The 25,284-nt window shown below is 42.2% G+C and carries 24 protein-coding genes and 1 other annotated feature; of the genes, 10 read left to right on the top strand and 14 right to left on the bottom strand.

Annotated elements, in window-relative coordinates; genetic code table 11:
• Positions 1 to 19: 19 nt before the first annotated feature.
• From nikA to MHB54_RS26150, 6 genes are read left to right on the top strand one after another with little or no spacing between them, the layout of a single operon-like run.
• Positions 20 to 1,555, top strand: a complete 1,536-nt coding sequence (nikA, locus tag MHB54_RS26175) for a nickel ABC transporter substrate-binding protein (RefSeq protein WP_264453726.1) — start codon at positions 20 to 22, stop codon at positions 1,553 to 1,555.
• A gap of 1 nt (position 1,556) precedes the next feature.
• Positions 1,557 to 2,501, top strand: coding sequence for a nickel ABC transporter permease (nikB, locus tag MHB54_RS26170; protein WP_023988849.1), 945 nt, complete (start codon positions 1,557 to 1,559; stop codon positions 2,499 to 2,501).
• A complete protein-coding gene (gene nikC / locus MHB54_RS26165) occupies positions 2,498 to 3,352 on the top strand; it encodes a nickel transporter permease (RefSeq protein WP_068938780.1) in 855 nt (284 codons plus the stop codon). The genes nikB and nikC overlap by 4 nt, the downstream gene beginning before the upstream one ends.
• 7 nt (positions 3,353 to 3,359) lie before the next feature.
• Complete coding sequence (locus tag MHB54_RS26160; RefSeq protein WP_068938779.1) at positions 3,360 to 4,196, top strand: ABC transporter ATP-binding protein; 837 nt, start codon at positions 3,360 to 3,362, stop codon at positions 4,194 to 4,196.
• The gene (locus MHB54_RS26155; RefSeq protein ID WP_068938778.1) at positions 4,189 to 5,031 is read left to right on the top strand and encodes an ABC transporter ATP-binding protein; all 843 of its coding nucleotides are present in this window, start codon (positions 4,189 to 4,191) and stop codon (positions 5,029 to 5,031) included. The genes MHB54_RS26160 and MHB54_RS26155 overlap by 8 nt, the downstream gene beginning before the upstream one ends.
• Entirely contained in the window at positions 4,998 to 6,308 is a 1,311-nt protein-coding gene (locus tag MHB54_RS26150; RefSeq protein WP_023988853.1) for an MATE family efflux transporter, read from the top strand. The genes MHB54_RS26155 and MHB54_RS26150 overlap by 34 nt, the downstream gene beginning before the upstream one ends.
• A gap of 119 nt (positions 6,309 to 6,427) precedes the next feature.
• Here MHB54_RS26150 and katA read toward each other — a convergent pair whose 3' ends face one another.
• The 5 genes from katA to MHB54_RS26125 all read right to left on the bottom strand — a co-directional run bounded on the left by katA (position 6,428) and on the right by MHB54_RS26125 (position 11,161).
• Positions 6,428 to 7,885 carry a catalase KatA gene (katA, locus tag MHB54_RS26145; protein WP_264453725.1) on the bottom strand — a complete coding sequence of 486 codons (1,458 nt, stop codon included), beginning with the start codon at positions 7,883 to 7,885 and terminating at the stop codon, positions 6,428 to 6,430.
• 282 nt (positions 7,886 to 8,167) lie between these two features.
• Entirely contained in the window at positions 8,168 to 8,779 is a 612-nt protein-coding gene (gene cysC / locus MHB54_RS26140; RefSeq protein ID WP_264453724.1) for an adenylyl-sulfate kinase, read from the bottom strand.
• A gap of 60 nt (positions 8,780 to 8,839) precedes the next feature.
• On the bottom strand, positions 8,840 to 9,739 hold the full coding sequence (locus tag MHB54_RS26135) for a TIGR02452 family protein (protein WP_068938776.1): 900 nt from the start codon (positions 9,737 to 9,739) through the stop codon (positions 8,840 to 8,842).
• 5 nt (positions 9,740 to 9,744) lie between these two features.
• Positions 9,745 to 10,227, bottom strand: a complete 483-nt coding sequence (locus MHB54_RS26130) for an NADAR family protein (protein WP_023988856.1) — start codon at positions 10,225 to 10,227, stop codon at positions 9,745 to 9,747.
• Positions 10,228 to 10,255: 28 nt separating this feature from the next.
• Positions 10,256 to 11,161 carry an NUDIX hydrolase gene (locus MHB54_RS26125; RefSeq protein ID WP_053325541.1) on the bottom strand — a complete coding sequence of 302 codons (906 nt, stop codon included), beginning with the start codon at positions 11,159 to 11,161 and terminating at the stop codon, positions 10,256 to 10,258.
• 292 nt (positions 11,162 to 11,453) lie between these two features.
• On the opposite strand from MHB54_RS26125, the gene MHB54_RS26120 reads away from it, so the two are divergent.
• Positions 11,454 to 11,756: a hypothetical protein gene (locus tag MHB54_RS26120; protein WP_023988858.1), complete on the top strand. Its 303-nt coding sequence runs from the start codon at positions 11,454 to 11,456 to the stop codon at positions 11,754 to 11,756.
• 110 nt (positions 11,757 to 11,866) lie between these two features.
• Here the strand turns inward: MHB54_RS26120 and MHB54_RS26115 are convergent, their stop codons facing one another.
• Entirely contained in the window at positions 11,867 to 12,925 is a 1,059-nt protein-coding gene (locus MHB54_RS26115) for a DUF1835 domain-containing protein (protein ID WP_028541639.1), read from the bottom strand.
• A gap of 135 nt (positions 12,926 to 13,060) precedes the next feature.
• Here MHB54_RS26115 and glsA point away from each other — a divergent pair, with 135 nt between their 5' ends.
• Positions 13,061 to 13,999: a glutaminase A gene (gene glsA / locus MHB54_RS26110; protein WP_264453722.1), complete on the top strand. Its 939-nt coding sequence runs from the start codon at positions 13,061 to 13,063 to the stop codon at positions 13,997 to 13,999.
• A gap of 73 nt (positions 14,000 to 14,072) precedes the next feature.
• On the opposite strand, the gene MHB54_RS26105 is transcribed toward glsA, so the two are convergent.
• Complete coding sequence (locus MHB54_RS26105; RefSeq protein WP_264453721.1) at positions 14,073 to 14,939, bottom strand: VOC family protein; 867 nt, start codon at positions 14,937 to 14,939, stop codon at positions 14,073 to 14,075.
• 49 nt (positions 14,940 to 14,988) lie between these two features.
• The gene (locus tag MHB54_RS26100) at positions 14,989 to 15,402 is read right to left on the bottom strand and encodes a DoxX family protein (RefSeq protein WP_028541642.1); all 414 of its coding nucleotides are present in this window, start codon (positions 15,400 to 15,402) and stop codon (positions 14,989 to 14,991) included.
• Positions 15,403 to 15,671: 269 nt separating this feature from the next.
• On the opposite strand from MHB54_RS26100, the gene MHB54_RS26095 reads away from it, so the two are divergent.
• Together MHB54_RS26095 and MHB54_RS26090 are read left to right on the top strand one after the other, a co-directional pair.
• On the top strand, positions 15,672 to 16,211 hold the full coding sequence (locus MHB54_RS26095; protein WP_023988862.1) for a helix-turn-helix domain-containing protein: 540 nt from the start codon (positions 15,672 to 15,674) through the stop codon (positions 16,209 to 16,211).
• 146 nt (positions 16,212 to 16,357) lie between these two features.
• Positions 16,358 to 19,327, top strand: a complete 2,970-nt coding sequence (locus MHB54_RS26090; RefSeq protein WP_068938774.1) for a Tn3 family transposase — start codon at positions 16,358 to 16,360, stop codon at positions 19,325 to 19,327.
• Between the two features lie 246 nt (positions 19,328 to 19,573).
• Here MHB54_RS26090 and MHB54_RS26085 read toward each other — a convergent pair whose 3' ends face one another.
• The 6 genes from MHB54_RS26085 to MHB54_RS26060 all read right to left on the bottom strand — a co-directional run bounded on the left by MHB54_RS26085 (position 19,574) and on the right by MHB54_RS26060 (position 25,249).
• Complete coding sequence (locus MHB54_RS26085) at positions 19,574 to 20,398, bottom strand: hypothetical protein (RefSeq protein WP_023988864.1); 825 nt, start codon at positions 20,396 to 20,398, stop codon at positions 19,574 to 19,576.
• A 69-nt stretch (positions 20,399 to 20,467) separates the two neighbouring features.
• Positions 20,468 to 20,720, bottom strand: a binding site (T-box leader).
• A gap of 830 nt (positions 20,721 to 21,550) precedes the next feature.
• On the bottom strand, positions 21,551 to 21,925 hold the full coding sequence (locus tag MHB54_RS26080) for a nuclear transport factor 2 family protein (protein ID WP_023988865.1): 375 nt from the start codon (positions 21,923 to 21,925) through the stop codon (positions 21,551 to 21,553).
• Between the two features lie 101 nt (positions 21,926 to 22,026).
• Positions 22,027 to 22,662: an NAD(P)H-binding protein gene (locus tag MHB54_RS26075; RefSeq protein ID WP_023988866.1), complete on the bottom strand. Its 636-nt coding sequence runs from the start codon at positions 22,660 to 22,662 to the stop codon at positions 22,027 to 22,029.
• Between the two features lie 221 nt (positions 22,663 to 22,883).
• Positions 22,884 to 23,627 carry an SDR family oxidoreductase gene (locus MHB54_RS26070; protein ID WP_023988867.1) on the bottom strand — a complete coding sequence of 248 codons (744 nt, stop codon included), beginning with the start codon at positions 23,625 to 23,627 and terminating at the stop codon, positions 22,884 to 22,886.
• A gap of 44 nt (positions 23,628 to 23,671) precedes the next feature.
• Positions 23,672 to 24,700 (bottom strand): NADH:flavin oxidoreductase/NADH oxidase, encoded by a 1,029-nt coding sequence (locus MHB54_RS26065; RefSeq protein ID WP_023988868.1) that lies wholly within the window; start codon positions 24,698 to 24,700, stop codon positions 23,672 to 23,674.
• A 126-nt stretch (positions 24,701 to 24,826) separates the two neighbouring features.
• Complete coding sequence (locus MHB54_RS26060; protein ID WP_023988869.1) at positions 24,827 to 25,249, bottom strand: MarR family winged helix-turn-helix transcriptional regulator; 423 nt, start codon at positions 25,247 to 25,249, stop codon at positions 24,827 to 24,829.
• Between the last annotated feature and the right edge of the window lie 35 nt (positions 25,250 to 25,284).

The following is a 25,284-nucleotide window of genomic DNA, read 5'->3' as shown; positions in this document are numbered from 1 at the left end:
TATTAAGGAGGACTCCCTGTTGTTTAAGCGTTCGTATTTTAAACTATTTATACCTGCGGTAATTGCGGTGATGATGGCAGCCTGCGCTTCATCTCCGTCAGCTTCACCCTCTCCATCTGCTGCACCACAAGATAAAAGTGTCACCTTATTGTTCAATGTGCAAAGCCCTTCTATAGATCCTCATGCAGATGTAAATTACACAGCTGTTCGTGCTGGAGTAAGTGAAACACTGATCAAAGTGAACAAGGATCTTAAGCTGGAAGCTTGGCTTGCAGACAAATGGGACAGCAAGGACGGACAGCACTGGACCTTCAACATCCGACCAGGTGTGAACTTCCACAGCGGTAAAGTCGTCAATGCCCCTGCTGTCAAAGCCTCCTTGGAAAGAGCGCTAAAGCTCAATCCATCGGTCAAAAATGCGCTACATATCCGTGATATTCATGCGGATGGACAGATTTTGACCATTACGACAGACAAGCCTTTCCCGGAATTTGTGTCCGAGCTGGTTCATCCGAATACGGCTATTATAGACACAACAGCTACAGGTGAACTCCCATCAGGAACGGGACCGTTCAAGGTTGCCAGTTTCCGTGCTGGAAGTGAACTGAATTTAGATCGCAATGAACAATATTGGAACGGTGAAGTAAAGTTGAAACATGCTAAATTCATGTTTAACGAAGACGCCAATGCACGTCAGCTTGCTTTTCAAGCCAAAACTGCTGATATTGTGTATCGCCCGCCAATTGAAAGCCTGGAGCTATTGAAAGCTGATTCTACCGTTAAGGTTGACTCACTTCCTAGTTTGCGAACGCATCAGCTTATTTACAATATGAACAATAACGATCTGAAAAAGACGGCTGTACGTAAAGCATTTGATAACCTGATTAACCGGGATGAGATCGCCCGTGGTATCATGTCTGGTCAGGGAACCCCTGCTCAAGGCCCGTTCTTGTCCGACTTTCCTTTTTCACCGGAATATATTACGAAACAGTTTGATTTGAATGCTGCCCGAGAAGGCTTCAAGCAAGCTGGATATACAGTACAGAACGGTAAAGTTGCGAACCCCGACGGCAAGCCGCTTCATCTTACATTGCTAACTTACCAGTCGAGAGCGGAGCTTCCACTCATCTCTCAGCTTATTCAGGCTAACGCTAAAGAACTTGGCATTACGATTGATATCCGTCAGGTTGATAATATTGACGAATATCTTGCCGCTCATCAGGATTGGGATTTAGCGACTTATAGTAGCATTACAGCCCCGCGCGGCGATGCAAGCTATTTTCTGAATGCGGCTTACATGCCTGAAGGAGCACTGAATTATGGGCGTGTGCATGTACCGGAACTCACTGGTATGATTTCACAGCTGAACACCACCGTGAATGAGGAAGAACGCAACAAGCTGGCGCTGAAGGCTGTCACGCTGATTGACCAAGAAAATCTGCAATCCTTTCTGGTCCATCCAAACAACGTAGTGGCCTATCGCGATTACGTACATAACTGGGTAACTAGCCAAAGTGAATACTACTTGCTGACCCAGGACCTGGATGTGAACTAGCATGTTTAAATCCATCGCCAAAAAGTTTCTTGAACTGGTCTTGTTCTTTCTTATTCTTTCCTTTGTGAGCTTCTGTCTGCTTAAGCTTGTTCCGGGCGATCCCGTCCGGAGCATTCTCCGAGTCGACGATGTAGCTGTGTCCAATCAGCAAATTATGGATATGCGCAGCCAACTGGGGCTGGATCAACCATTACCTGTGCAATATGGTAAGTGGTTGGTCCAGTTGCTTCAGTTTGATTTTGGACAATCTTATTTAACCCATCGTCCAGTATTCACAGAGTTTATGGAAAAACTGCCTTATACACTGCTACTTACCGGAGGGTCTCTGTTCATTATGCTGCTGATAGCTCTCCCGTTGGGAACGATGGCGGCGCTCTACCGTAACCGCTGGATTGACAGAGCCAGTCGTGTGTTTGCCTTAATCGGCTCCTCGATTCCCAGCTTTTGGCTGGGGCTTTTGTTTATCGAATGGTTTGCAGTTAAATTACGTATTTTGCCGTCTATGGGTGAAGGAACCGCTTTTCATTTGGTACTCCCTTCTCTTACCTTGGGATTGGCAATGGCGGCCGTTTATGTACGAATGATCCGCGCAAGTCTGATTGAAAGCTCGGGGCAAGACTTTATCAAAGCGGCGCAAGCGCGTGGAATCAGCCCCATCCGCATTTTTTTCAGACATATGCTCCGTCACAGTCTTGTTCCACTCATTACGGTATTCAGTGAGAGTATAGGCAGCCTACTGGGAGGCACAGTCGTGATTGAAGTGCTATTCGCCTATCCAGGGCTGGGCAAATGGATTGTGGATGCCATTGCTGCAAGGGATTACCCCATTATTCAGGGCTATACCGTATTTATGGCTGCATTCATTGTATGTATCAATATTTTGGTAGAGCTGTCCTACCGTTGGGTCAATCCTGAAATCGCTTTGAAGGAGAAACGTTTATCATGATAAAATCCGTACATGCGGAAAACAGGCAGCTCACCAGAACGCGATTGTCCAATACATGGATCGTGTCGCTCTCCATTCTGCTCATTCTTGCAGCAATTACAGTCGTTCCGTTTCTTGCTCCGCAAGATCCGTATCGTATCCAGATGGGGAATCGACTACAATCGATCAGCGCTACACACTGGCTGGGAACAGATCATTTGGGCAGAGATGTACTATCGAGAGTGATAGCTGGACTTCGGACGACTGTCGGAACCAGTTTATTGATTTTGGCCGTTTCGCTGGTTGTCGGGGTCCCTCTTGGTCTGCTTTCAGGGTTTATTGGAGGCTGGATGGATCGTGTATTCAAACGGGTGGTCGATGCCTTCATGACATTACCTGATTATATTTTTGCCATTGTACTGAGCGGTTTGCTCGGACCAGGCTTAGTAAATCTTATTTTCGCGGTGACTGCGGTAAAATGGGTTGGTTATGCGCGCCTGGTGCGTAGTACCGTTCTGGCTGAAAAGCAAAAGGATTACATTTCGTTATCCATACTGGCGGGTACCTCCTCCCTGCGGATTGTCATGCGGCATATTCTCCCCCATTCAATTGGGAATGTTCTTGTGCTGGCTACGCTGGATATCGGCAAAATCATTTTAATGATTGCCTCCCTATCTTTTTTGGGCTTAGGTCCACAGCCGCCAATTCCCGAATGGGGTACGATGTTGAATGAAGGACGAGCGTATTTTCAAATGGCTCCCCACCTGATGCTGGTTCCAGGGATAGCTGTCGTGCTAACAGTGCTACTGGCGAACGTATTGGGAGACAAACTGCGCGACCGTTATGATGTTAAAACCCGGACAGAGGAGTGAGCTGTACATGCTGACTATTGAAGGCTTAACGATTCGGACAAATGTAAAAACGATTGTAGAGCAACTGAAGCTTGCCGTTCGTCCGGGGGAATGGTGTGCTCTAGCCGGCGAAAGCGGTAGTGGCAAAAGCATGACGGCATTTGCTATCGGCGGCCTTCTCCCCTCTTCTGTTACAGCGGAAGGAATTATTGCGTGGAAGGACAATAATTTGCTGGATTTATCCGCTAAACAACGACGTTCTTTGCTTGGTAGTGAAATATCTTACATTTTTCAAGACTACCACGGGGCTTTCACCCCCTTTCTGCGTGTGGGCAGCCAACTGGACGAGCTGATGCGCGCCCATGGCAAACAAGATCGCAAGGCACGTAAGCAACGCTGTATCGAGGTGCTGGAGCGCGTACAGCTTCCCGCCGAGCGTGTGTACCGCAGCTATCCGTTTCAGCTCAGCGGCGGTCAATTGCAACGGGCAGCTATTGCGGCTGCACTACTACTGGAGCCGAAGCTGCTTATTGCCGACGAGCCTACAACTGCGCTGGATACGCTCACAGCTCATCGGGTGCTTCAGCTCATTGACCAAATCCGGACGGAGACGGGTATTTCCGTCTTGTGGATCACTCATGACCTGCGTCATGTACGCAAGTATGCAGATCGAATCGCAGTGATGCACGAAGGTTCACTGGTTGAAACTGGTGAAACGCAAGCGGTGCTGAACCATCCGGCCCACCCGTATACTCGTCGTCTACTGGCGGCTATTCCGCCGCTGTCTCCGGGCGCTCCAGTACGTTTGCCTTACAACAGCACTGAAGAACAGAACGCATTGGAAAGGAGCGCTTTACATGAATAATCAAGCCGCCTACGCTCAGCAGCAAGACACGTCTAATGCTGTCGTGACCGTCTCCGGTTTGACGAAGGCTTACGCTGGAGGTAAAACGGTGCTGCAAGATGTTGCTCTGTCGATCTCCCCCCGAGAATGTCTGGGTATCGTCGGGGAAAGCGGCAGTGGGAAAAGCACACTCGCTCGCTGTATTTTGACATTGGACCCGTTTGATCAAGGTGAGCTTAGACTGGATGGACAGTCTATCCGTGGGCTAAAGCGGAGCGAATTAAAACGGATTCGTAGCAGGCTGGGTGCAGTATTTCAACATCCATCCGCGGCTTTGAATCCCAGACTAACCATCCTGCAATCCCTGCTGGAGCCACTGGACCAGCTTAAGTACTATGTTCCTTCCTTTATGGCGGGTAAGTCCTCAGAACGTCGGGATACAGCAGAACATTTGCTTGAGATGGTAAAGCTTCCAGCCAGCTATCTGGACAAGTTTCCACATCAGCTCAGCGGTGGGGAAAAGCAGCGTGTAACCATCGCACGTGCCATCAGCACAGAGCCGGATTTTATCGTATTGGACGAGCCAACAGCAAGTCTGGATGTGACCACACAAGCCACCATTTTGAATCTGCTCAAAGATTTGCAGGATGAGCTAGGACTGGCTTATCTGTTTATCTCACATGATCTGGCGGCTGTGCACTTTATGAGTGATCGAATCATGGTCATGAAAGAAGGCAGTGTGCTTGAGCATTTTCCCAAAGAGGCATTATTTCATTCGGATCGCCATCCCTATACACAATCATTACTGGAGGTTTTTTCAACATGTTGCCTTCCCACCGAGCCTATCTTGCTTTAGCTATCCCTTTAATTATTTCGACGATTACAACCCCGCTGCTCGGTGCGGTGGATACAGCTGTAATCGGTCATTTAAGCCATTCCGCGTATTTAGGCGGTGTAGCGGTGGGCACTCTTATTTTTAATACTTTATATTGGTTGTTTGGCTTTCTGCGAGTCAGCACATCAGCTTTCACGGCACAAGCCGCAGGGGCACAAAATAACGACCAGGGCATAGCTGCTCTCATGCGCCCACTGGCCATTGCTTTACTCATTGGTGCGGTATTCATTGTGTTGCAAAAGCCAATTCTGCTGGCTTCTCTTCAGCTAATCCATCCGGCGCAGGATGTGGCGGCGCAGGCAGCGATTTATTTTAACATTCGTATTTGGGGAGCCCCTCTAACATTGGTGAACTATGTGCTGCTCGGCTGGCTGATGGGATTGTCCCGTGTGAAGGCTACATTGTTTTTGCAAATTTCAATGAACGTAATCAATATGGTATTAGCTATTGTATTTACACAGATGATGCATTGGAATGTCACGGGTGTGGCAAGCGCTACTCTGATTGCGGAAATTCTTGCATGTGTATTGGGTCTGGCGCTGGTGTTCCGCTCATCGATTTGGAGGGAATGGAAGCAAAGCGGACAGATGAATTGGCGAGGTTGGTTTGGAGCTTCAGAGTTGAAAAATGTCATGGCGACAAACCTTGATCTCATGATTCGCACAGCCTGTCTGCTGACAATGTTTAATCTGTTTACGGCACGCAGTGCGAGCTTTGGAACCGATCAGTTGGCGGCGAACGCTATTTTGTTGCAGATCCATTATATTATGGCTTACTTTTTTGATGGGTTCGCCAACGCCAGTAGCATTATGACGGGTCAGGCTAGGGGTGCCGGGGATCGTAAAATGCTGCAAAGGGTTATTCACTTGTCCTGGTTCTGGACACTGGTGACCAGCGTAGTGACGGGAGGATTGTATTTCGCACTGAAAGAGCCGCTTATCTCGCTATTTACGGATAATGCTACAGTGATTAACCTTACAGGCCCTTATAATGGATGGCTTGTGGTCTTTCCGCTGGCAGCCGGACTGGGACTGGTATTCTACGGTGTGTTTACGGGGATGACGGTAACGTATCCGATCCGTAATTCGATGCTGATCTCATTGCTCTGCTTTTTGATCGCTCTCTTCTGGTGCGTTCCCCATTATGGGAATCACGGACTTTGGCTGTCCTTTATTGTATTTGCCCTAGGACGGTCGCTGTTTCTTGTAATCTATTTACCTCGCTTGCAGAGGATATAGCAGCACCTGATTTACATCGCTCTCAAAACAAAGGATGTCCCATCCACCATGTACGTGGTGTTGGGACATCCTTTTATTATATATTCATACGGCTTTCAGGTTAGAGTTTGCAGATACCTCTACTCGCCTTGAGGAACGGTCAAGCCCAAACCTTCGGCTACACGACGTCCATATTCAGGATCAGCTTTATAAAAATGACCGATCTGACGCAGTTTGATTTCATCACTTTCTACGGGCTTCATCGCATTTACGATGTTTCGGACCAGACGTGCACGCTCTTCTTCACTGAGCAAGCGGTACAGGTCGCCTGGCTGTGTGTAGTGATCATGATGATCGTAGGCTACACTTTGAGCTTCGCCAGACACTTCAAAAGGAGCAATTTTGTGCGCAGGTGATTCTTTGGGTCCACCGAGACTATTAGGCTCGTAATAAACAGATCCTCCGCCATTGCTGTCACTGCGTAATGCACCATCGCGTTGGTAGTTGTGTACTTCTGCATGCGGACGGTTGATCGGCAACGAATTATGATTTGCACCTACACGGTAGCGATGTGCGTCGCCGTAGGCAAACAGGCGTCCTTGCAGCATTTTATCCGGGGATGCTTCAATTCCAGGAACAAATGAACCCGGAGAGAATGTCGCCTGCTCTACCTCAGCAAAGTAGTTCTCAGGATTGCGATTCAGCACCATGCGCCCAACCTCAATCAGCGGATAATCCTTTTGAGACCATACTTTTGTCACATCAAATGGATCAAAGCGGTACGTATCTGCATCTTCTACCGGCATAATCTGCACATGAAGTTTCCATGCAGGAAAATCACCTTTTTTGATGGCATTAAACAAGTCTTCTGTATGATAATCCGGATTTTCACCGGCAATTTTCGCAGCCAAATCCACATCAAGATTTTGCACACCTTGCTCCGTTTTAAAATGATATTTCACCCATACTGCCTGTCCTTCGGCGTTGACCCACTTGAACGTGTGACTACCGAAACCATGCATATGTCTAAGTGTAGCTGGAATACCGCGGTCAGACATAAGGATACTTACCTGATGCAGCGATTCAGGAGATAAGGACCAGAAATCCCAGACCGCATTCGGGTTTTTCAGATGAGTTTGGGGATGACGTTTTTGCGTATGAATAAAGTCAGGAAATTTAATGGCATCCCGAATAAAAAACACAGGTGTATTATTGCCCACGAGATCATAGTTGCCTTCTTCTGTATAAAACTTCACCGCAAAACCACGCGGGTCGCGTACAGTATCGGACGAGCCCAGCTCACCCGCCACAGTCGAAAAGCGAATAAACATCGGTGTACGCTTGCCCACCTCAGACAAGAAGCTTGCTTTTGTAAATGCAGACAAATCATTAGTGACTTCAAAATATCCGTGCGCCCCTGCACCTTTTGCATGAACGACACGTTCCGGCACACGCTCCCGGTTAAAATGCGCCAATTTCTCCAGCAGATGCACATCCTGAATTAGTGCGGGACCCCGTGAGCCTGCTGTGATCGAATTTTGATTATCTCCAACAGGAGCGCCCCAGCCTGTAGTCAGGTTCGTTGGTTGGTTACTCATGATTGACATCACCTCTTGAATGAATTGGTTGACTATGTGCCTTTCACTATAAATTGTGCACAAACAAAAATCAATACTTTTTTATAATTATTACAATTTAGGATTTAGAATTAGTTTAAAATCATAAACAAAAAAGCAAGCCCTATAAGGCTTGCCGTATATGCAGTATTGTATTTATTTACTAATAGGTATGCTTCAATTTTCACGTTCTGTAATGATTACTTTGATCACTTCTCGAAGTCTTGGCATGGAGGCTTTCAGACAATATTCATGTAGAATTCATCATAAAATCATAAAAGAAGCAGGCTTCCTATCGAGAAAATCCAAGATATCCTGAACCGACTGGATTACCTCCCGACCTTCAGTCGATACGATTAGATCCGGTTCCAGCGGTGCTTCATAGGGAGCATCAATCCCCGTAAAATGATGAATTTCTCCGGCACGTGCTTTCTTGTACATTCCTTTTGGATCGCGTCGCTCACATTCCTCCAAGCTGCACTGTATATAAATCTCATAGCAACCTTCCTGCTGTAAAATGTCCTTTACCATTTCACGATCTTCACGATAAGGGGAAATGGTGGCGCAAATCGTTAGAACACCCGCATGTGCCATTAGCTTTGCAACTTCAGCAATACGGCGGATATTTTCTTTACGGTCAGCGGGCAGGAAACCTAGATTCCGATTTAAACCGTGCCGAACATTATCCCCATCTAAAATAAACGTGTGTATGCCTCGTGCGTATAACGCTTTTTCAAGTGTGGAGGATACCGTTGATTTTCCCGAACCAGACAGGCCAGTAAACCAAAGCACCGGACTTTTATGTCCATTCAAAAGCTGACGCGCTTGCTTATCAACATCGGACACATGCCAGGTTATATTCGAAGATGGATTCATTCAGCACCTTCCTTTTTCATGAGATATTATAGTAAACAGTTTTTATGCACAGCTCAAGCTTCAGGATAGAGCATTTTTAAAGCTGTTTAAAGTACGCTGCTCTGCTTTATGATCCAACACTGCAAAAACAATCCGGTCAAACAACAAGCCATATCCTTCATCTACAAGTACTTGCTTGAACCAGAGGGCAACCTCTTCCGGCTTATTGCGGAATACTCCGCAACCATAGGCTCCCAGCACAAGATGTTCTACGCCGTTTTGCTTAGCCATTCCAAGAATGTAACGAATCCGCTCCAGCATCACTTCACCAATCCGATTCACCTGCTCTGGTTCCCGTTCTCGCACAACTCCAGCATTTACAGCAGGTGCGGTCAGGAAATCGACTTGATACGGCTTCTCCAACAATGTCCCCTGATCATCCCGAAATACCGGAACTTCAGGCGAATAAATCATATAATCTGAATAAAAACAGCTCCGCAGCTTCCGATTATGTCCATACATCTCTTCCATTTGTGAAATGCAAGGATACAATGCTGACGAACGAGCCAAGCTTTCTTCTTGAGCCTGGCTGCCTCCGAGAAATCCACCTCCCGGATTTTTGGCTGATGCAAAATTCAAACACGCCACGTGGGCCAGCTTCTCCTCTACCTGGAGTCTGTATGCCGCCTGTAACGTGCTTTCTCCCGTAATTTCCAATTTTGCAATGATCGTCTGTTCGTCTATACGGGAAAAAGGCCCCAATATACTTTTTATTCTTTGCTCTGCCTCTTGTTTTACAGCTACCAGCTGAGAAGGTGTATATAACTTCGAGTCTGTGACCGCATTTCCTATCTCTTTTGTCATATTTACTTGAACCAGTTTGATATTCGTATAATACCCAAGTTCCAAAATGGATAGTGTTTCCTGCGCCATATGCGATCGAGCATCCCGGTTGCTCCGGGAATTCATTGTATTTTTCATGATGACTATTCCTCCTTTTGCAATACATCCTCACGTAAATTTGTCAATATTTCTCCTAGCCAGTTCGTGCCACGCCATAGCTTGCGGTTCCGTATACGAGCATCGCTCTCAGCTAAGCCTACACCCCAAATGGTGTCGGTCGGACTAGCCTCAACCAGAGTGGTTCCTTTCGTTTTAAGCAGGTGCTTGAGCAAATTCGGATTTTGTGTAAACTTGGCGTAATTACCGTCATATACAAATTGCCGGCAATTGGCCTCCCACAAGGATTGGTCAAATCCGCGCACACTGCGGCCCCGGGCTTTTTGCTCCCTTGGGGTAGGGGCTTGCATAATTTTCAAGGCCGCCTCTTCATCCCCAAAAAGCTGTGCTTTTTTCAACATCATATATTGCTCGGCACAGTTAAACTCCAATCCATCCACGACAAAATCAGAAGGATACCATTGCGAAAATGGCGAATGACTGCGATAAAAAAATGTAAACTTTTCCATGAAGATTCCTCATTTCATATTCCTTATGCTACATAAAACGCGACCGAGGCTTAAATCGGTATAACTTGGACGGACGATGTCCAGCCGCCTTTCTATACTCATTGGTTTCTTCCACGAGATCAGCTATTTTGCGACGAAAAGCTGCGGCCAACAGCTCCTTACCTAGAATAATTTCATACACCTGCTGAAGCTCACTCAGTGTAAATAGAGCTGGCATCAGGTGAAACGCGATATCTGTGTATTCTATTTTGCTGCGCAGACGCTCTATACCGTACGCAATAATTTTGGCATGATCAAAAGCAATTCCTTGTGACTCCAGCACCTCTCGCTTGATTTCAATGGTTCTTCCCTTAAGAATTTCAGTTATTTTTACTTTGGCTGATAGATGGATGTCCCCATGCTTCAATGTGATATCAATGTCTTGTTCCCACGTGTAACCTTCCGGCTGCTTCGTCCGCGTCTCCTGAGCTACGCTGTAATCCAGCTCAAACCATTGGGCATCAGCGGCATCATCCCCCGCCTGTACCTCCAAGGAATCGTGGTCCACCAATGCCATGTAAGCGCAGCTAATTACCCGCATACGAGGATCACGTGCCACATCTCCCCAAGTATATAGCTGCTCCATATAAATCTGATCCACATTCGTTTCCGTTTTAAGCTCGCGTCGTGCAGCCTCTTCCAGACTTTCATCTATACCTACAAAACCACCCGGCAACGCCCATTGCCCTATATAGGGATGCTCCCCTCTTTGGATCAAAAGAAGCTGAAGGGTCTTCTCCGGCAGCTTCCGGTAATTTTGTTGGAGCTGATCCATTACCGTAAATAGCAGCATATCTACCGTTACGGATGGGCGCTCATATTCATTCGCATCATACAGGGCCAAGAACTCCTCTTCCGTCAAGCCACTGTGATTATGTTTCGATCCATCTGTCACTTGCGTCACCTACCTGTTCATATATGAGTCATTTGTCGCTTTTGATTCAAAAGTGACGAATGCTTTATGTAATTTTTAATTTGAATCAATTGATAAAAACAAAATGTTAATATCAATACAATAATATATAAAAAGTGCTTCGTCAATAGGGTGTATAGACCTATTTTCAATCGTTTGATAGTACTATTAGACTGTTTACTGAATTTTACTTGTTGCTTATTGTCATATCATGTATGATGTTTTGGTCAATATAGGAAATACAACATACTAAACACGTAGGGAGAAGATCTAATTGACTAACCAGTTTAACCCGCAAAACAATCAGCAAGGAGCACCATCCAGGCCAGCCCCTGTTTACCCGCCTCCTGTATCATTCAAGGAGTGGATGATCAGTTTACTTTTGATGGCTATACCGGTAGTTGGACTTATTATGCTGTTTGTGTGGGCATTTAGCGGCTCGACTAATCCGAGCAAAGCTAACTATGCTAAAGCAGGCCTTCTTTGGGCCGCTATTGTAATCGTGATCTATATCATTATGGCTGTTGCTCTGTTGCCTGCTATCATAAGTTCATTGAATTCAAGCAGCTACTATTGATTCCAAGTACATAGCAAAATAACCCTCTGATGAATCAACCTGATACATCAGAAGGTCTTTAAACTAAACTGCCGATCCCATCGGCAGTTTTTATTTGATCACTTTTTGCTTTACTCCTTTATTCTCACAGCATAACGATTCATCATTCCCGGCATCCCCTGAAAATCAAGTTTCCCATGGGCGATCAAATATTGAATCCGGTATTCCAAAAAAGTATCGCTTCTTGGCTGCGACCACTGCGTTAAAGCTTGACCTATTATTTTTCCGGTGTTCACAAATCCCAGATTATCCGCTAACTGTATCTTGCTAATCATATCCAGCAAGGCCTGATCCAAATAATCCTCCGGCACATGGACAATACGGTCATTGTCCCATAATCTCAGGACACTATCTTGCTCGCTAAGCTCCAACCACTCCCGTTCGTATCGACGTCGGTCTTCCATACACACCACATAAAGTTCATCTTCACTTCGCTTAATGAACCGTTCGATTTCTTTCGAATGCACCACGCCCATGGATAAAGGGAATGGACTCTCATTATATAAATGATCATCCGGCTCCCGCTCCAAGGTATCCGTGACATTAATGACCCGAATAGGTGTAGCTCTTTTGCGCAAGAGATATAATACAAAGCGTAATCCGACCTGCTCGTCAGCATTAGAGCCACACCAAATCGTGATCGACTTCTCATCTGGAATTTCACTTAGGGTAACCATCATCTGTTCAATACGGTGCTCCCAATTGGCGTAATGGAAAAACTCATAATGCATCATCCGTTCAGCCAACCAGCCGTGACGGTTTTCTTGTCCTTCTAATGTTTCCAGCCTCCACAATGGTCCTATGGAAAACTGATCATTAAAAGACAGCACGATACTCTCAAGCCGCAATCCTGCACCCGAAAGTCCTCCCTTCATCGAGCCTGCGGCAGACTGAGAAAACAATAGATGCACATGCCTCTCCCGGGTGCGCTCATGCTCCAGACGCTCATTTCGGCTCGTTTCCACATCATTTGCCCACTGCTCTAATATAGGATTAGCCCATTCAGGATTTTTGTCTGATAAGGCTGCAACCTGCTCCAGTACACTATGTACAAAACCTCTAAGTCTTCGACCCTTAATAACCTCATCGTAGTCTTCATCAAAATTCGGTTCATTATGCGATAACAACAAGTCACTGCCTCCTTTTATCTAATTCAATTCAAACTTGTCTTTCGACCAGAAATATCTTTAGAATAGGCGTATAGCTATCACTTCTTACTCTACAATAAAATACCACAGATTGCTTACTTGACTGGAGGAAAAGAAATGACATCGGAGTGGCAGAGATTACAGACCAAACTGCCGGAATGGGTAGAACAAAGCCGTCATGAGTATATTCATGGCAAGGTAGCAGCATATATTCCCGAACTGTCCAAAGCACCAGCCGACGCGCTGGGTGTTGTTGTAATAAACGGTGCGGGTGAAACCGTAGTGGCCGGGGATACGGAAATCCAATTTACGATGCAAAGTATCTCAAAGGTATTTACGCTCATTCTGGCCTTGATGGATAATGGAGAGGACGTTGTCTTCTCTAAGGTGGGTATGGAGCCTACCGGAGACCGTTTTAATTCCATGCTAAAGCTAGAACTGGTCGAGCCGGGTATTCCGTTTAACCCACTGATTAACGCCGGAGCGATCGCAGTCTCCTCTCTGATTCGCGGGAACAGCCCAGAAGAGAAGTTTGCCCGTGTTCTCCAATTTTTCCGCCTGCTTACCCACAATGACACATTGGAATATGATCAGGATGTCTACGATTCAGAATCAGCTACAGGCCATTTGAACCGTTCCCTTGCTTATTTTCTAATGGAAAAAGGAATTTTAAGAGGTCATGTGGAGGATGTGCTTGAAGTTTATTTCAGACATTGTGCTGTCAAATTGAACTGTACAGATTTAGCACGTATGGGACTTGTACTAGCTTACAACGGCCGTGATCCGGTGACAGGTATACCGCTGATTCCCCGCCGCTATGTACAGATCGCCAAAACATTTATGACGACATGCGGCATGTATGACGCTTCAGGGGAATTCGCCATTCAAGTCGGACTACCTGCCAAAAGCGGCGTATCAGGCAGTATTATGACGATGGTACCCGGACGATATGGCATTGGACTGGTTGGACCTTCTCTGAACCGTATGGGCAACAGTACAGCCGGTGTACACTTGCTGGAGAAGATGTCTCGGGATTTGGACTGGAGCTTGTTCTAAGTATACGAAAAAAAGGGTATTCCCAGCCTTTACGGCTCATAGGAATACCCTTTTTTGTTGCGTGTCTTCTATGTTACGAGATTTGACCGTTAATCAGTTTAATTTGAATGCGGAACGGATCAGCTACATACTTGGCGCCATCGCGTTCTTGCATTCCATAGCCTGCTGCCTCTAAACGAGCTACAATGGCATCCAATTCATTCTGATCCGGTACGATCAATTCAAAATAATCCAGTCCTGCAGCGTGCTCAGGAGCTGGTGGTGCTCCTTCACCTGCCCATATATTCAAGCCCATATGGTGGTGGTAACCACCTGCGGAAACGAACAAGGCTGAAGAGCCATACCGGCACGTAATGTCAAAGCCAAGCACATCGCAATAAAATTGCTGTGCTTTGAGCAAATTAGACACATGGAAGTGGACGTGCCCGATTACCGTTCCCTGCGGTAGTCCCTGCCAAGGTAGATTTTCGGAAATCGCAACCAAGTCTTCTGCATCCACGGGATCTGTTCCCATCATGTAAAATCCATTTGCATCCTTTTTCCACTGATCACGGGGACGATCTGCATAGATTTCGATTCCGTTATTATCAGGGTCATGGATATATAGAGCTTCACTTACATCATGGTCTCCCTGTCCGATTTCAATCTCATGAGCCAGCAGATTACGTAAAGACAGGCCCAGAGCTACACGGTTTGGGACAAGAATAGCAAAGTGATATAACCCGGCAGCAGATTGACGCGGCAGAATAACTGCATTTTCAATATAGTTAAGGATCAGTAGCGCATGCTTCCCATCGACAGTCAATTCAGCGGTATCCGCCGTTTGACGCAGCAACTGAAAACCAACGACCTCTGTATAAAATTGAATAGAACGTTCCAAGTTACTAACCTTTAATGAAACCTGCCCGATTTTGGTGTTGTCATGAATATGTGCTGTCATGAGATTTCCCTCTTTCTATATGGATTGGAGGACTAAAGCTAATCAAAAATTATTGTTTGGTTGACTCACGACGGCTGAACAAAGAATCCAGAGACAATCGAGTCGTTGGAGCAAATACCAGATGAAGAGCTACCAGAATAAAAGCAATATCCAGCTCATAGCCAGCGCCTTGACCATTCCCCATCAACCCGCCGGACAATTTTGCTGTAAAAATGGCGCCGATCAAAACAATAACCAAAAGCCCAGATACATAGCGAGTGAGCAATCCAAGAATCAATGCAATCCCACCGACCAACTCAATCACCGCAACGACATAACCTAAAAATCCTGGAACGCCAATGCTGGAAAACCAGCCTGCTACATTACCCAACCCCATTTGGAATTTAGCAATTCCGTGTGCCAAAAACAAAATTCCCAGCGCCATCCGCATAATTGTAGAAATGTTTTTGCTTGCTGAACTCATGTTTATCTCTCCATTCTGTTTGTTTATTACACTCATACAAGTGCATATGAATAATTAATTTATATTACTAATAATTTGGTTAAAAAAATAATACTGTCTGAATCTCTGCCGCACCACATTAGTGTGAATCAAACTCGAATTATTAGTAATAGAAATAATTATTTTGTAGTGTGAATTTATCATAAGAAACTGTAGTCTGTCAACAAATTATTTGGTATGATAAATAATAAATTAGTATACATTATATTCCCTTAAAGGAGGAACGCTCTATGGGTATAGGATGCAACATACGCGCCGCTCGTAAACGTAAAAATTTATCCATCCAGCAAATATGTGAACGAACCGGACTATCGCAAGGGTTTATGAGTCAAGTAGAAAATAATAAAACCTCCCCTTCCATCGCAACATTGGACAGTATCGCAAATGCGCTTAAGGTTCCCCTTGCTTTTCTGCTTCTTAAAGAAGAGGAACGGATGCAAGTGATTCGTAAGGACGAGCGTCGTAAAACGTTATATGGTAAAAACAACCTCCAGGTCGATCATTTGGGGGGGCAAGGAAACGTTAAAATGATGCTGGTGGACATGCCGCCAGGCTCATCTACAGAAGAGGAGCATGCTCATGCGGGGGATGAGATTCATTTTATCTTGGAGGGCACGGTATACGTGGAGCAAGGCGAGGATTCAGCTACTTTGGAAGCAGGAGATTCCTTTAGCTGGAGGGCAGCTATCCCCCATTATGCCAAAAACGTGGGTGAAAACAACGCCCGTATCCTGATTTCCGTATTTCTCGAAGCAGAAAATGACGCCTAATAGGCTTGATCACAGGGTTCTTGTCATAGACCGCAAAGTAGATATTAATATGTAAAATATATAGGCCGAATAAGGCTTTTTAATGTTTATTTTTACCTAAACTAACAGTATAGGTAAAAATATTACATATATAGGGAGAGACAGACATGAAGAGGAGTTGGACAGAAGACGAGCTGTTAGAACATTTTATTTTGGTTAACATCGAGCGTAAATTAATCGGTAACAAAACTGGTGCGAGCCGTCTTGGTTTTACGGTGTTATTAAAGTATTTTCAGCATGAGGCTAGATTCCTAACCAAAAGAAGTGACATACCAAGGCCTGTTGTTGAGTATATTGCAAAGCAACTCGAGCTGTCTCCTGATCTATTCGACCAATATCGTTGGGGAGCTGAAGAAAGGAATTACACCTACCATAGAAAGCAAATTCGAGACTTCTTCGGTTTTCAGGAACTTACCCGTAAAGATAATGAACGTTTAGAACAATGGTTAGTAGAACAGGTTCCATTTACACATGATACAGACTATTTAAAAAACCAAGCATATAGTCTTTTTCGCAAGTGGAAAGTTGAACCACCTTCTGCCGGGAGATTGAACCGAATAATTGATTCTGCTATTGATACCTTTGAAAAGGGTTTCTACCAAGAAACCTATCAGCAATTATCTTCTAAGACATGCGCTCGATTAGATTCTTTATTAGACTCCCATGATAAGGGGGAATCTGATGAAGAGGAAAGGGACATTTTAGCTTTTCGGCACCTACTTTCTTCCCCTCGTAAACCAAGTGTCAATACAATGGAGATGGAAGTTAAGAAATTATTGGCTATTCGACACCTTCAAATTCCAGATGGTTTATTTCATCATTTGACTCCAAAATTAATAAAGAAATATCGGCTTCGTGCAGCTACTGAGACAGTAACAGAATTGCGTGCACACCCAATGCCTATTCGCTACACCTTACTTGCTATTTTATTTTGGCATCGCCAAGCTGAAATCATCGATTATTTAGCTGATTTGTTAGATGAAATCACGCTTAAGTTTGGAAATAAAGCAAAGAATACAACCCGTAATGAAACAGTGGCAGAGTTAGAAAAAGTACAGGGGAAAAATAAACACATTCTCAACTTATTAAAAGCAACAGTTGATCATCCAGATGGAATCATTCAAGATACTTTATATCCAATCGTAAGCTCTTCCACCATTCGGGATATTATTAAAGACATGACAAGAAACAACCGAGAATACAAAGAAAAAATTTATATAAAGATGCACTCTTCCTATCGAGGGCACTATAGGAGAGCTCTCTGTGATATCCTAAAAAACCTTACGTTTAAGTCTAATAATCTATCCCATCAACCTATCATTGAAGCTCTTCAACTTATTCAAGAATACAGTGAAAGTGGTCAGCGTTTTTTTGCAGTTGGGGACGAAGTTCCTATTGAAGGAGTCATTCAGCCTAAGTGGAAGGATATCATTATTGAGGAAGATAGCAAGGGGATAGAGAGAGTTAACCGAATTAATTATGAGATTGCTGTTTTACAATCCCTTCGCACGCGACTTCGGTGTAAGGAAATCTGGATTGAGGGCGCTGACCGATATCGAAATCCTGATGAAGACCTGCCCCAAGATTTTGAAGAACACAAAGAAGAATATTTCCAAGCGCTAAAAGCGCCACTCGATGTAGAGCCTTTTATTTCGGACATTATACAACTGATGAAAGATAAGCTCTATTTACTGAACCAAGGCTTTGAAGATAAGAGCAACGATAAAGTTGCGATTACCAGCAGAAATAACAAGGGATGGATTCGTGTTACCCCGCTAGAAAAGCAGCCCGAACCTCCACATTTGTCTATGATTAAACAGGAGATCAGAAACCGTTGGTCCAATATCAACCTCTTAGATTTATTAAAAGAAACAGACTTTCATACTGGATTCACCAAGCACTTTAAAACTACAGCGGACCGGTCTATTTTAGATGAGGAAACGATTCAACGTCGGCTACTTCTCAGTCTATTTGGATTGGGAACAAATACAGGTTTAAAAGCTGTCTCTGCTGGAAATAACCAAGATAGCTATCGTGAACTTCAGTATATCCGTAATAAATTTATTCATAAAGATCACTTGCGAAAAGCCAATGCAGAGGTTACCAAGCAAATCATTTACCATCGAATAAAAGAGGTGTGGGGGGAAGCTACTACCGCCTGCGCTTCCGATTCAAAACATTTTGGATCGTGGGATCAAAACCTTCTTACTGAATGGCATCCTCGTTATAAAAGACATGGAGTCATGATATATTGGCATACAGATCGCAAGTCAGCATGTATCTATTCTCAGCTTAAAACTTGTCTTTCCTCCGAAGTTGCAGCCATGATGGAGGGTGTTCTTCGTCATTGTACAGACATGGAAATAGACCGAAATTATGTAGACACGCATGGACAAAGTGTCGTTGCTTTTGCCTTTTGTCATTTGCTTGATTTTAAGCTGATGCCACGCTTCAAAAATATTGGCTCTCAAAAATTATATCGTCCTGAAGCCGGAATGAATGAGGAATATCCTCACTTACAACCTGTATTAAGTAGGCCCATTAACTGGGATCTCATCCGTCAACAGTATGAGCAAATCATTAAGTTTGCGACTGCTTTACGGTTAGGAACTGCATCAGCAGAAGCTATTTTAAAGCGATTTACGAGAGATACGAAGCACCCGACTTACCAAGCTTTATGTGAGTTAGGGAAAGCGATAAAAACCATTTTCTTATGTGATTATCTGCATTTTGAGGAAGTTCGTAGAGAAATCCATGAAGGACTAAATACCGTTGAACATTGGAATTCTGTTAACAATTACATTTTTTATGGAAAGAATAGCGAAATTCGGTTCAATTCTCTAGAAGACCAAGAAGTATCTGCATTATCGCTCCAATTGCTTCAAAACTGCTTAGTTTATATCAATACTTTAATGGTTCAAGAGATTCTCTATAATAACAATCAGTATTGGTTAAAGAGGATGACTCCCGAAGACTTTAGAGGATTAACACCTTTATTTTATAACCATGTGAATCCATATGGGACATTTAAATTAAATATGAATAAGAGAATTCCAATCAATCTAAAAATTTCATAAAAGTGTTGCTTTGAAATAAAATTTGATCAAAAACACCTCACAAACTCGTATTTTTTACGGTAAATAATAAGAATCCACTTTGAAAAAAAGATTGATCAAAATGGATTCTTATTCTACAGATTTAAGTTTCGGTTTTATAAAAAAGTTTGATCATTTTCTACCTTTGATACTCCACAATCGCGCCCTATAATGGAATAACTAAGATGCTTATATTAGCTGGTATAGTTCTATAAGAACAGTAAAAATTTAAACCTGAAGAGCTTTTTGTAATGATTTTTTCATTGCTTCTACAAAATTCTGACGTGTCTCTTCAGATAATTCTAATAAGGAAAGATAGGGATTTAAATCTTCTAATTCGACTAATAAAAGCTCCCCTTGTTCGCTTCGACAGGCATCAACTCGTTGAATCCCCCAGTCAAGATTATTCCAGTCGATGAAACGTTTAGCAAAAGCTAAATCTTCTTCCGTAGGTACATACTCTTTCAATTCCCATCTTTTATCTTTATCCGGTGCATAAAGAGCATACTGAAATTCTTTGTTGATAAAATAAAATGAGACTTCATATTCAAAATTGATAAATGGTTGTACCAATGTATTTTTCGATTCTGAATTAACTTTTTCACTCAATTCATCTTTCGTAACAAATTCCATCCCGATAGAATCTGCTCCATCTTTCGGCTTTACGATATACGTGTCTACATTAGGGAGTTTATTTAGGGAATCAAGCGTATCAATCGTTGGAATAACAGGAAAATGAGCATTTGTTAGTTCTATTAAATATTCTTTTCCGTTCATATCAGCCTTCCCATCAAACGAATTATATGTGTTTAAATGTTTAGAAACAATTCGGTTGCGGAACGCTTCATATTTGTCTTTAAAATTTGCGACTGGACCTGCATTTCGGAAAACAATTAAATCAGCATGATCTTCAAATGCTTCGATATCTTCAGGATGACAGATGACCAAATTAAAGGCTTCTCTAAGTTTAGAAGTAAGAAATAAATCCTCTTCATAATAGTTTCTTCCTTTTGCTTCATAATATAAATCTGTTACAAATAGTAGCGTCTTCATTACGCCTTCACCTGCTTTTCTTAAATTCTTATTGTAAAAAAAACATCCTAAAAAAAAAATCCCGTCTCAGTAAGAGACGAGATTGAAACTCGCGGTACCACTCTTGTTTAATAAAATGTTTGAATAACACTTTATTACCCTTTACAAACGTACAATCATACGTTGTCCCTTGTAACGGTGGATACCGATAAAGCTTACTAAACATTCGGCTTTACTTCTCAGAGATGATTTTCGGTTATTATCTGAACACTGGTTTTCAGCAAAACACCAGCTCTCTTTGGAACAGAAACAATAACGTACTCTTTCTCTTCATAGAATTTAAATAAAATTAGATTAATTAGCATTATTATATATTAATTCGAAAATAAAACAAATGGTTATTTAAGGAAGTTAATTGGATTTCTTTATACAATTATTTGCTTCTACACTTTAATTTAAATATCCAATTCCCTTTAAAAGTTTTGCTCCACAATCTGGCCCTTTAACGGAACAACTATGTTGTCACTCAACAGTTCCTTAATTCACCTTTTAATTCAGATGTACTTTTCAATTCACTAAAAAACACCCCTTAGATAATCTTATCCAAAGGGGTAAAGCATCGTAACTTTTTTGCAAACGGTATAACTTTCATTAAAACGGTACATCTTTTTTATAAACGGTACTTTGTTTCAAATCTACACCTGTTTTTTAAATTATAAGATATTCTAAAACCTTTGAATACCGTAAATTTCCTTCTTTTAGTTCAATAAAAAGAAAAAAGAGGATTATCTCACCATCCCCTCTTGTATATCAGGCTTTTTTATTTCTGGACCCTTTATGAAAACTCTTACATTTATAAAGGCTAATAGACCGAAAGTTCCGAATGTTACCACGTTTAAAGTTACCCGTAATTTTTAGCTAACACTAACTAGACAAGCCAATAATCATCTAAATGGTGACATCAATAAAATTAAGCTTTGTACTGTCGTAGGAATAGTAGTTATACGTAATCTTCTTCTTGTCTAGGATTCGCATTACATTGGTTTTGTCCTGCTTTTTTACCCATAATTATCACCGATCTGACTGTTTAAAAGGTTTTAATTCCTGTCTCAAAAACAGTGGACAGTCCTCTATTTTTGAGACAGGCTTATGATTCTATTTGGAAATTACTTTTTACGAATGCAGATGGAATAACTTCGAAATAATGATCCATTCACCGTCTAGTTTAAGTAATTGCTGAAAATCAGTGTATGATTCGCCATATGCATCATTCTCTAAACTTATACGAACAGAAGCAATCGTTCCTTCAACATCTAGAATATCAACCCTTGATTTAAGATCCATTGCAGGACCAGCTTTATCCATAAAGTCCCATAAGTTTTGAATAGGTCCTCCTAGAAAGCCATCAGTTGTATTGTAACCGTACATAGTTGCATCTTTATGAAAAGCTTGCTTTGCTACTTCTTTGTTCCCTGAAATAAGACCTTCTATATACTTATTCACCACTTTAATAATCTCATCGTAATCTTTTATTGCTGTTTTGCTCATTTTTCCTAAATCCCCCTTAAGTTATAAATAGTCCGTTTAACGATAATAAAGTTTTCTAACCCAGGCTCGTTTTATTTAATTAGCACATATAAAAGCTATTCTTATAAATTCCGCAAAGCATCTGATATAGGAGTTTTACCATCGCTCATTGTGATGACTTTTTCGATGGTATTAGGGTCTTGCAAACTCTGAACTAACGTATCCACTACATTTTCTATAGAATTTTCACTAGGATAATCAATATTGACATCTATTTTTCCAGATCCAGGCTCCTCTTTTAAAACACCAGGCTGTAATATTGTATAGTCTAGCTTGGTATTATTAATTAGCCAATGATCAGCAAAATGTTTAGCAATATTATAATTTGTTAAATCTTTTAGAAAAGACTGATTCCACTTGTCTTGATTTAGGGCAAAAACTGAACTAAGCATGATAAATCTTTTTATTTTCTTGTGCTCAGCAGCGCGCATCACTTTAACAGCACCATTTAAGTCAATCTTCAATAAATCTTTTCCTTTAGAACCAGCTACAAAGAAAATAGCTTCTGCATCATACATATTCTCAGCTATTGCTTCAGGGCTCGCTAATAAATCTATATGAACATAGCGAACATTGTTCGAACTGCTTGTGAGGTTATCCCTTCTAGTTCCTGCGTAAACAAAATGTCCGTTCTCAACTAGTTTATCAACAAGATGTGAACCTACTCGACCATTAGCTCCTACTACTAATACCTTCATGAAAAAACCTCCCCAAAAATGAATTTAAATGAGTATTTATCTTATAGTGATAAAAATGATATTAACATGGTCTGACCATATTGATATTATTTTACTCTATTCAATTTAAAACAAACTATAAGTGTAAAAACTTATTGTCTAATTCTTATAGACAAAATCAAGTGGGGTAAATTACCTCTCTTTTCTTTCGTAATCAGAAGTCTTTCTTTCAAATTACCTCATTACCATTCCTGTGCTGTAGGTGTGACAATCACATCATTAATCATGACGTTCGCAGGCTTATTAACCACAAATCCAATTGTTTCAGCTACATAGTCTACGTCAATAGCTACCTTATTTAATTCTCCCAGTACAGATTTTACATCTTCATCTGTCACTGTATCCTGCCAATTAGTTGCAATGACACCTGGTGAGACTAAAACAGCTTGAATATTATGTTTGACCGATACCTCTTTACGTAGACTTTCGGTAATTGCTCTTACTGCATACTTCGTAGAACTATACACACCATGACCTTCACCAATCGCATGACCGGCAATAGAACCTACATTAATGATTTGTCCACTTCCTTGTTTCTTCATATGAGGTAGGACCGCAGCTACTCCATACAGCACACCTTTTACGTTAAGGTCAATCATCGTTTCCCATTCGTCTACATGAGCGTTATCCCACATGGAGAACAACATCATCCCTGCACTGTTAATTAACGTATCAACTCTTCCGAATTTATCTACTGTAAAGTCTACGAGAGATTGAACGTCTTCTTTGACGGTAACATCTGTCACCTTGTAAGAAGCCTTCCCCCCTTCTTTATTGATTCGCTCTGCTAGATTTTTTAGTTTCTCTTCATTTCTGGCAGCTAGAACGACAGAAGCTCCATTCTTCGCAAGATGAATCGCTGTTGCTTCTCCAATCCCACTTGAAGATCCTGTAATAATGACTACTTTGTCTTGAATATATGACATCTTTTATACTCCTCCTTTAGGTTTTTATCTTTTGTCATTTCAACTTATCTTCTAAAACCATCTGCGTACTGTGTAGGCACAGTCGTTTCTTTTTTTAATGTAGCTGCAGCTTCTAATGCCCAATGAGGATTTCGTAACATTCCTCGTCCAACAGCTACAAGGTCTGCCTCCTCATTTCCGATAACAGCGTTTGCCAATGCAGGGGCATCCAATCTTCCAACTGCAATGACCGGAACATTGAGAGCTTTTTTAATTTCTCGAGCTAGTGGTACTTGATAAGCAGCATGCGTACCAGGTTTTCCCCAAGCAGCAATAGGACCTTCACCACCTGAAGAGATGTCAAAGATATCTACTCCTGCTTTTTGATATTCTTTTGTAAACTCTATACTTTGGTTAATTCCATATCCACCTTCTACATATTCTTTAGCAGATATACGCATCATTAACGGCATATCTTCTGGTATCTCAGCTTTGGCTGCTTCAATAATTTCTCGGCCAAACTTAGTTAGATCCTTTCCATACTCATCATTTCTTTTATTTGTTAAAGGAGAGTGGAATTGATGAATTAAATATCCATGAGCACCATGGATTTCAATTGTGTCAAATCCTGCTTTTACTGCGCGCTGTACGGCCTTGCGAAACTTTTCTACCATTTCTTTCACTTCATCTGTTGAAAGAGCTCTAGGTGTTTTTGAATTTTCATCAAATGGAATAGCAGAAGGTGCAACTGGCACAGCAGCATCTTCTGCTTTACGTCCAGCGTGAGCGATTTGAATACCAACTTTTGCTCCATAACGGTGGCAAGCTTCTACAATTCTTGCTAAAGCAGGGATTTGCTCGTCTGACCATAATCCTAAGTCAAAGTCTGAAATACGGCCATCAGGCTCAACATCTGTCATTTCAATCATAATAAATCCAGCTCCACCGATCGCTCTATTTACATAGTGCAGGTAATGCCAATCCGTAGCGATCCCATCTTTATTTTCAACCGAATATTGACACATTGGAGACATCACAATACGGTTTTTTAACTCCAATCCTTTTATCTTATAAGGACTAAATAAATGTTCCATGATAAAAAACTCCTTTTTATTTAAATTAAATGCATGACACATGCATATAATTTAACGCTAAATTTTCTCCATGTCAAGTCAAAGTACTCCATCTGAAAAATGAGTACTTTGACTGATTAGGAATTTTTATAACTCTTCTATTAACTGTTTCATTAATCCTTCAACATTAACCGTAGAGAGATATGATTTTAGTATTTCTCGGAAAGAAACTAAACTTCTTTGTAGTTTCTTCTCACCTAAGTCAGTTAGGCGAGTATAGGAACCTCTACGGTCATCTGTACAAACATGCTTTTCTAATGCACCACAGCTGTTCGCTTCCATATTACCTACTAGCCTAGAAAGCGCACTCTGACTTAAACCGATCATCTCTTGCAATTGCTGTAATCTGAGCTTTTTGTCTGGTGCTTTGGAAAGGTAGTAGAGTACGTAGAATTCTTTTAAAGATAAGCTGTACTCCGCTTGCAGGACATTCTCCAATTCTTTCTTTATTTTATTTTGTATAGAGTCTATGGTTAACCAATGATCCATAAAATCATGATTAGTATTCATGATATTCCACCTATTCTACATTATATTATTGCGTT

It is taken from the genome of Paenibacillus sp. FSL M7-0802 (assembly GCF_038004945.1).
Classification (GTDB): Bacteria; Bacillota; Bacilli; order Paenibacillales; family Paenibacillaceae; genus Paenibacillus; species Paenibacillus polymyxa_B.
The sequence above is the reverse complement of the archived record's forward strand: the minus strand, read 5'-3'. Positions and strand labels throughout refer to the sequence as shown.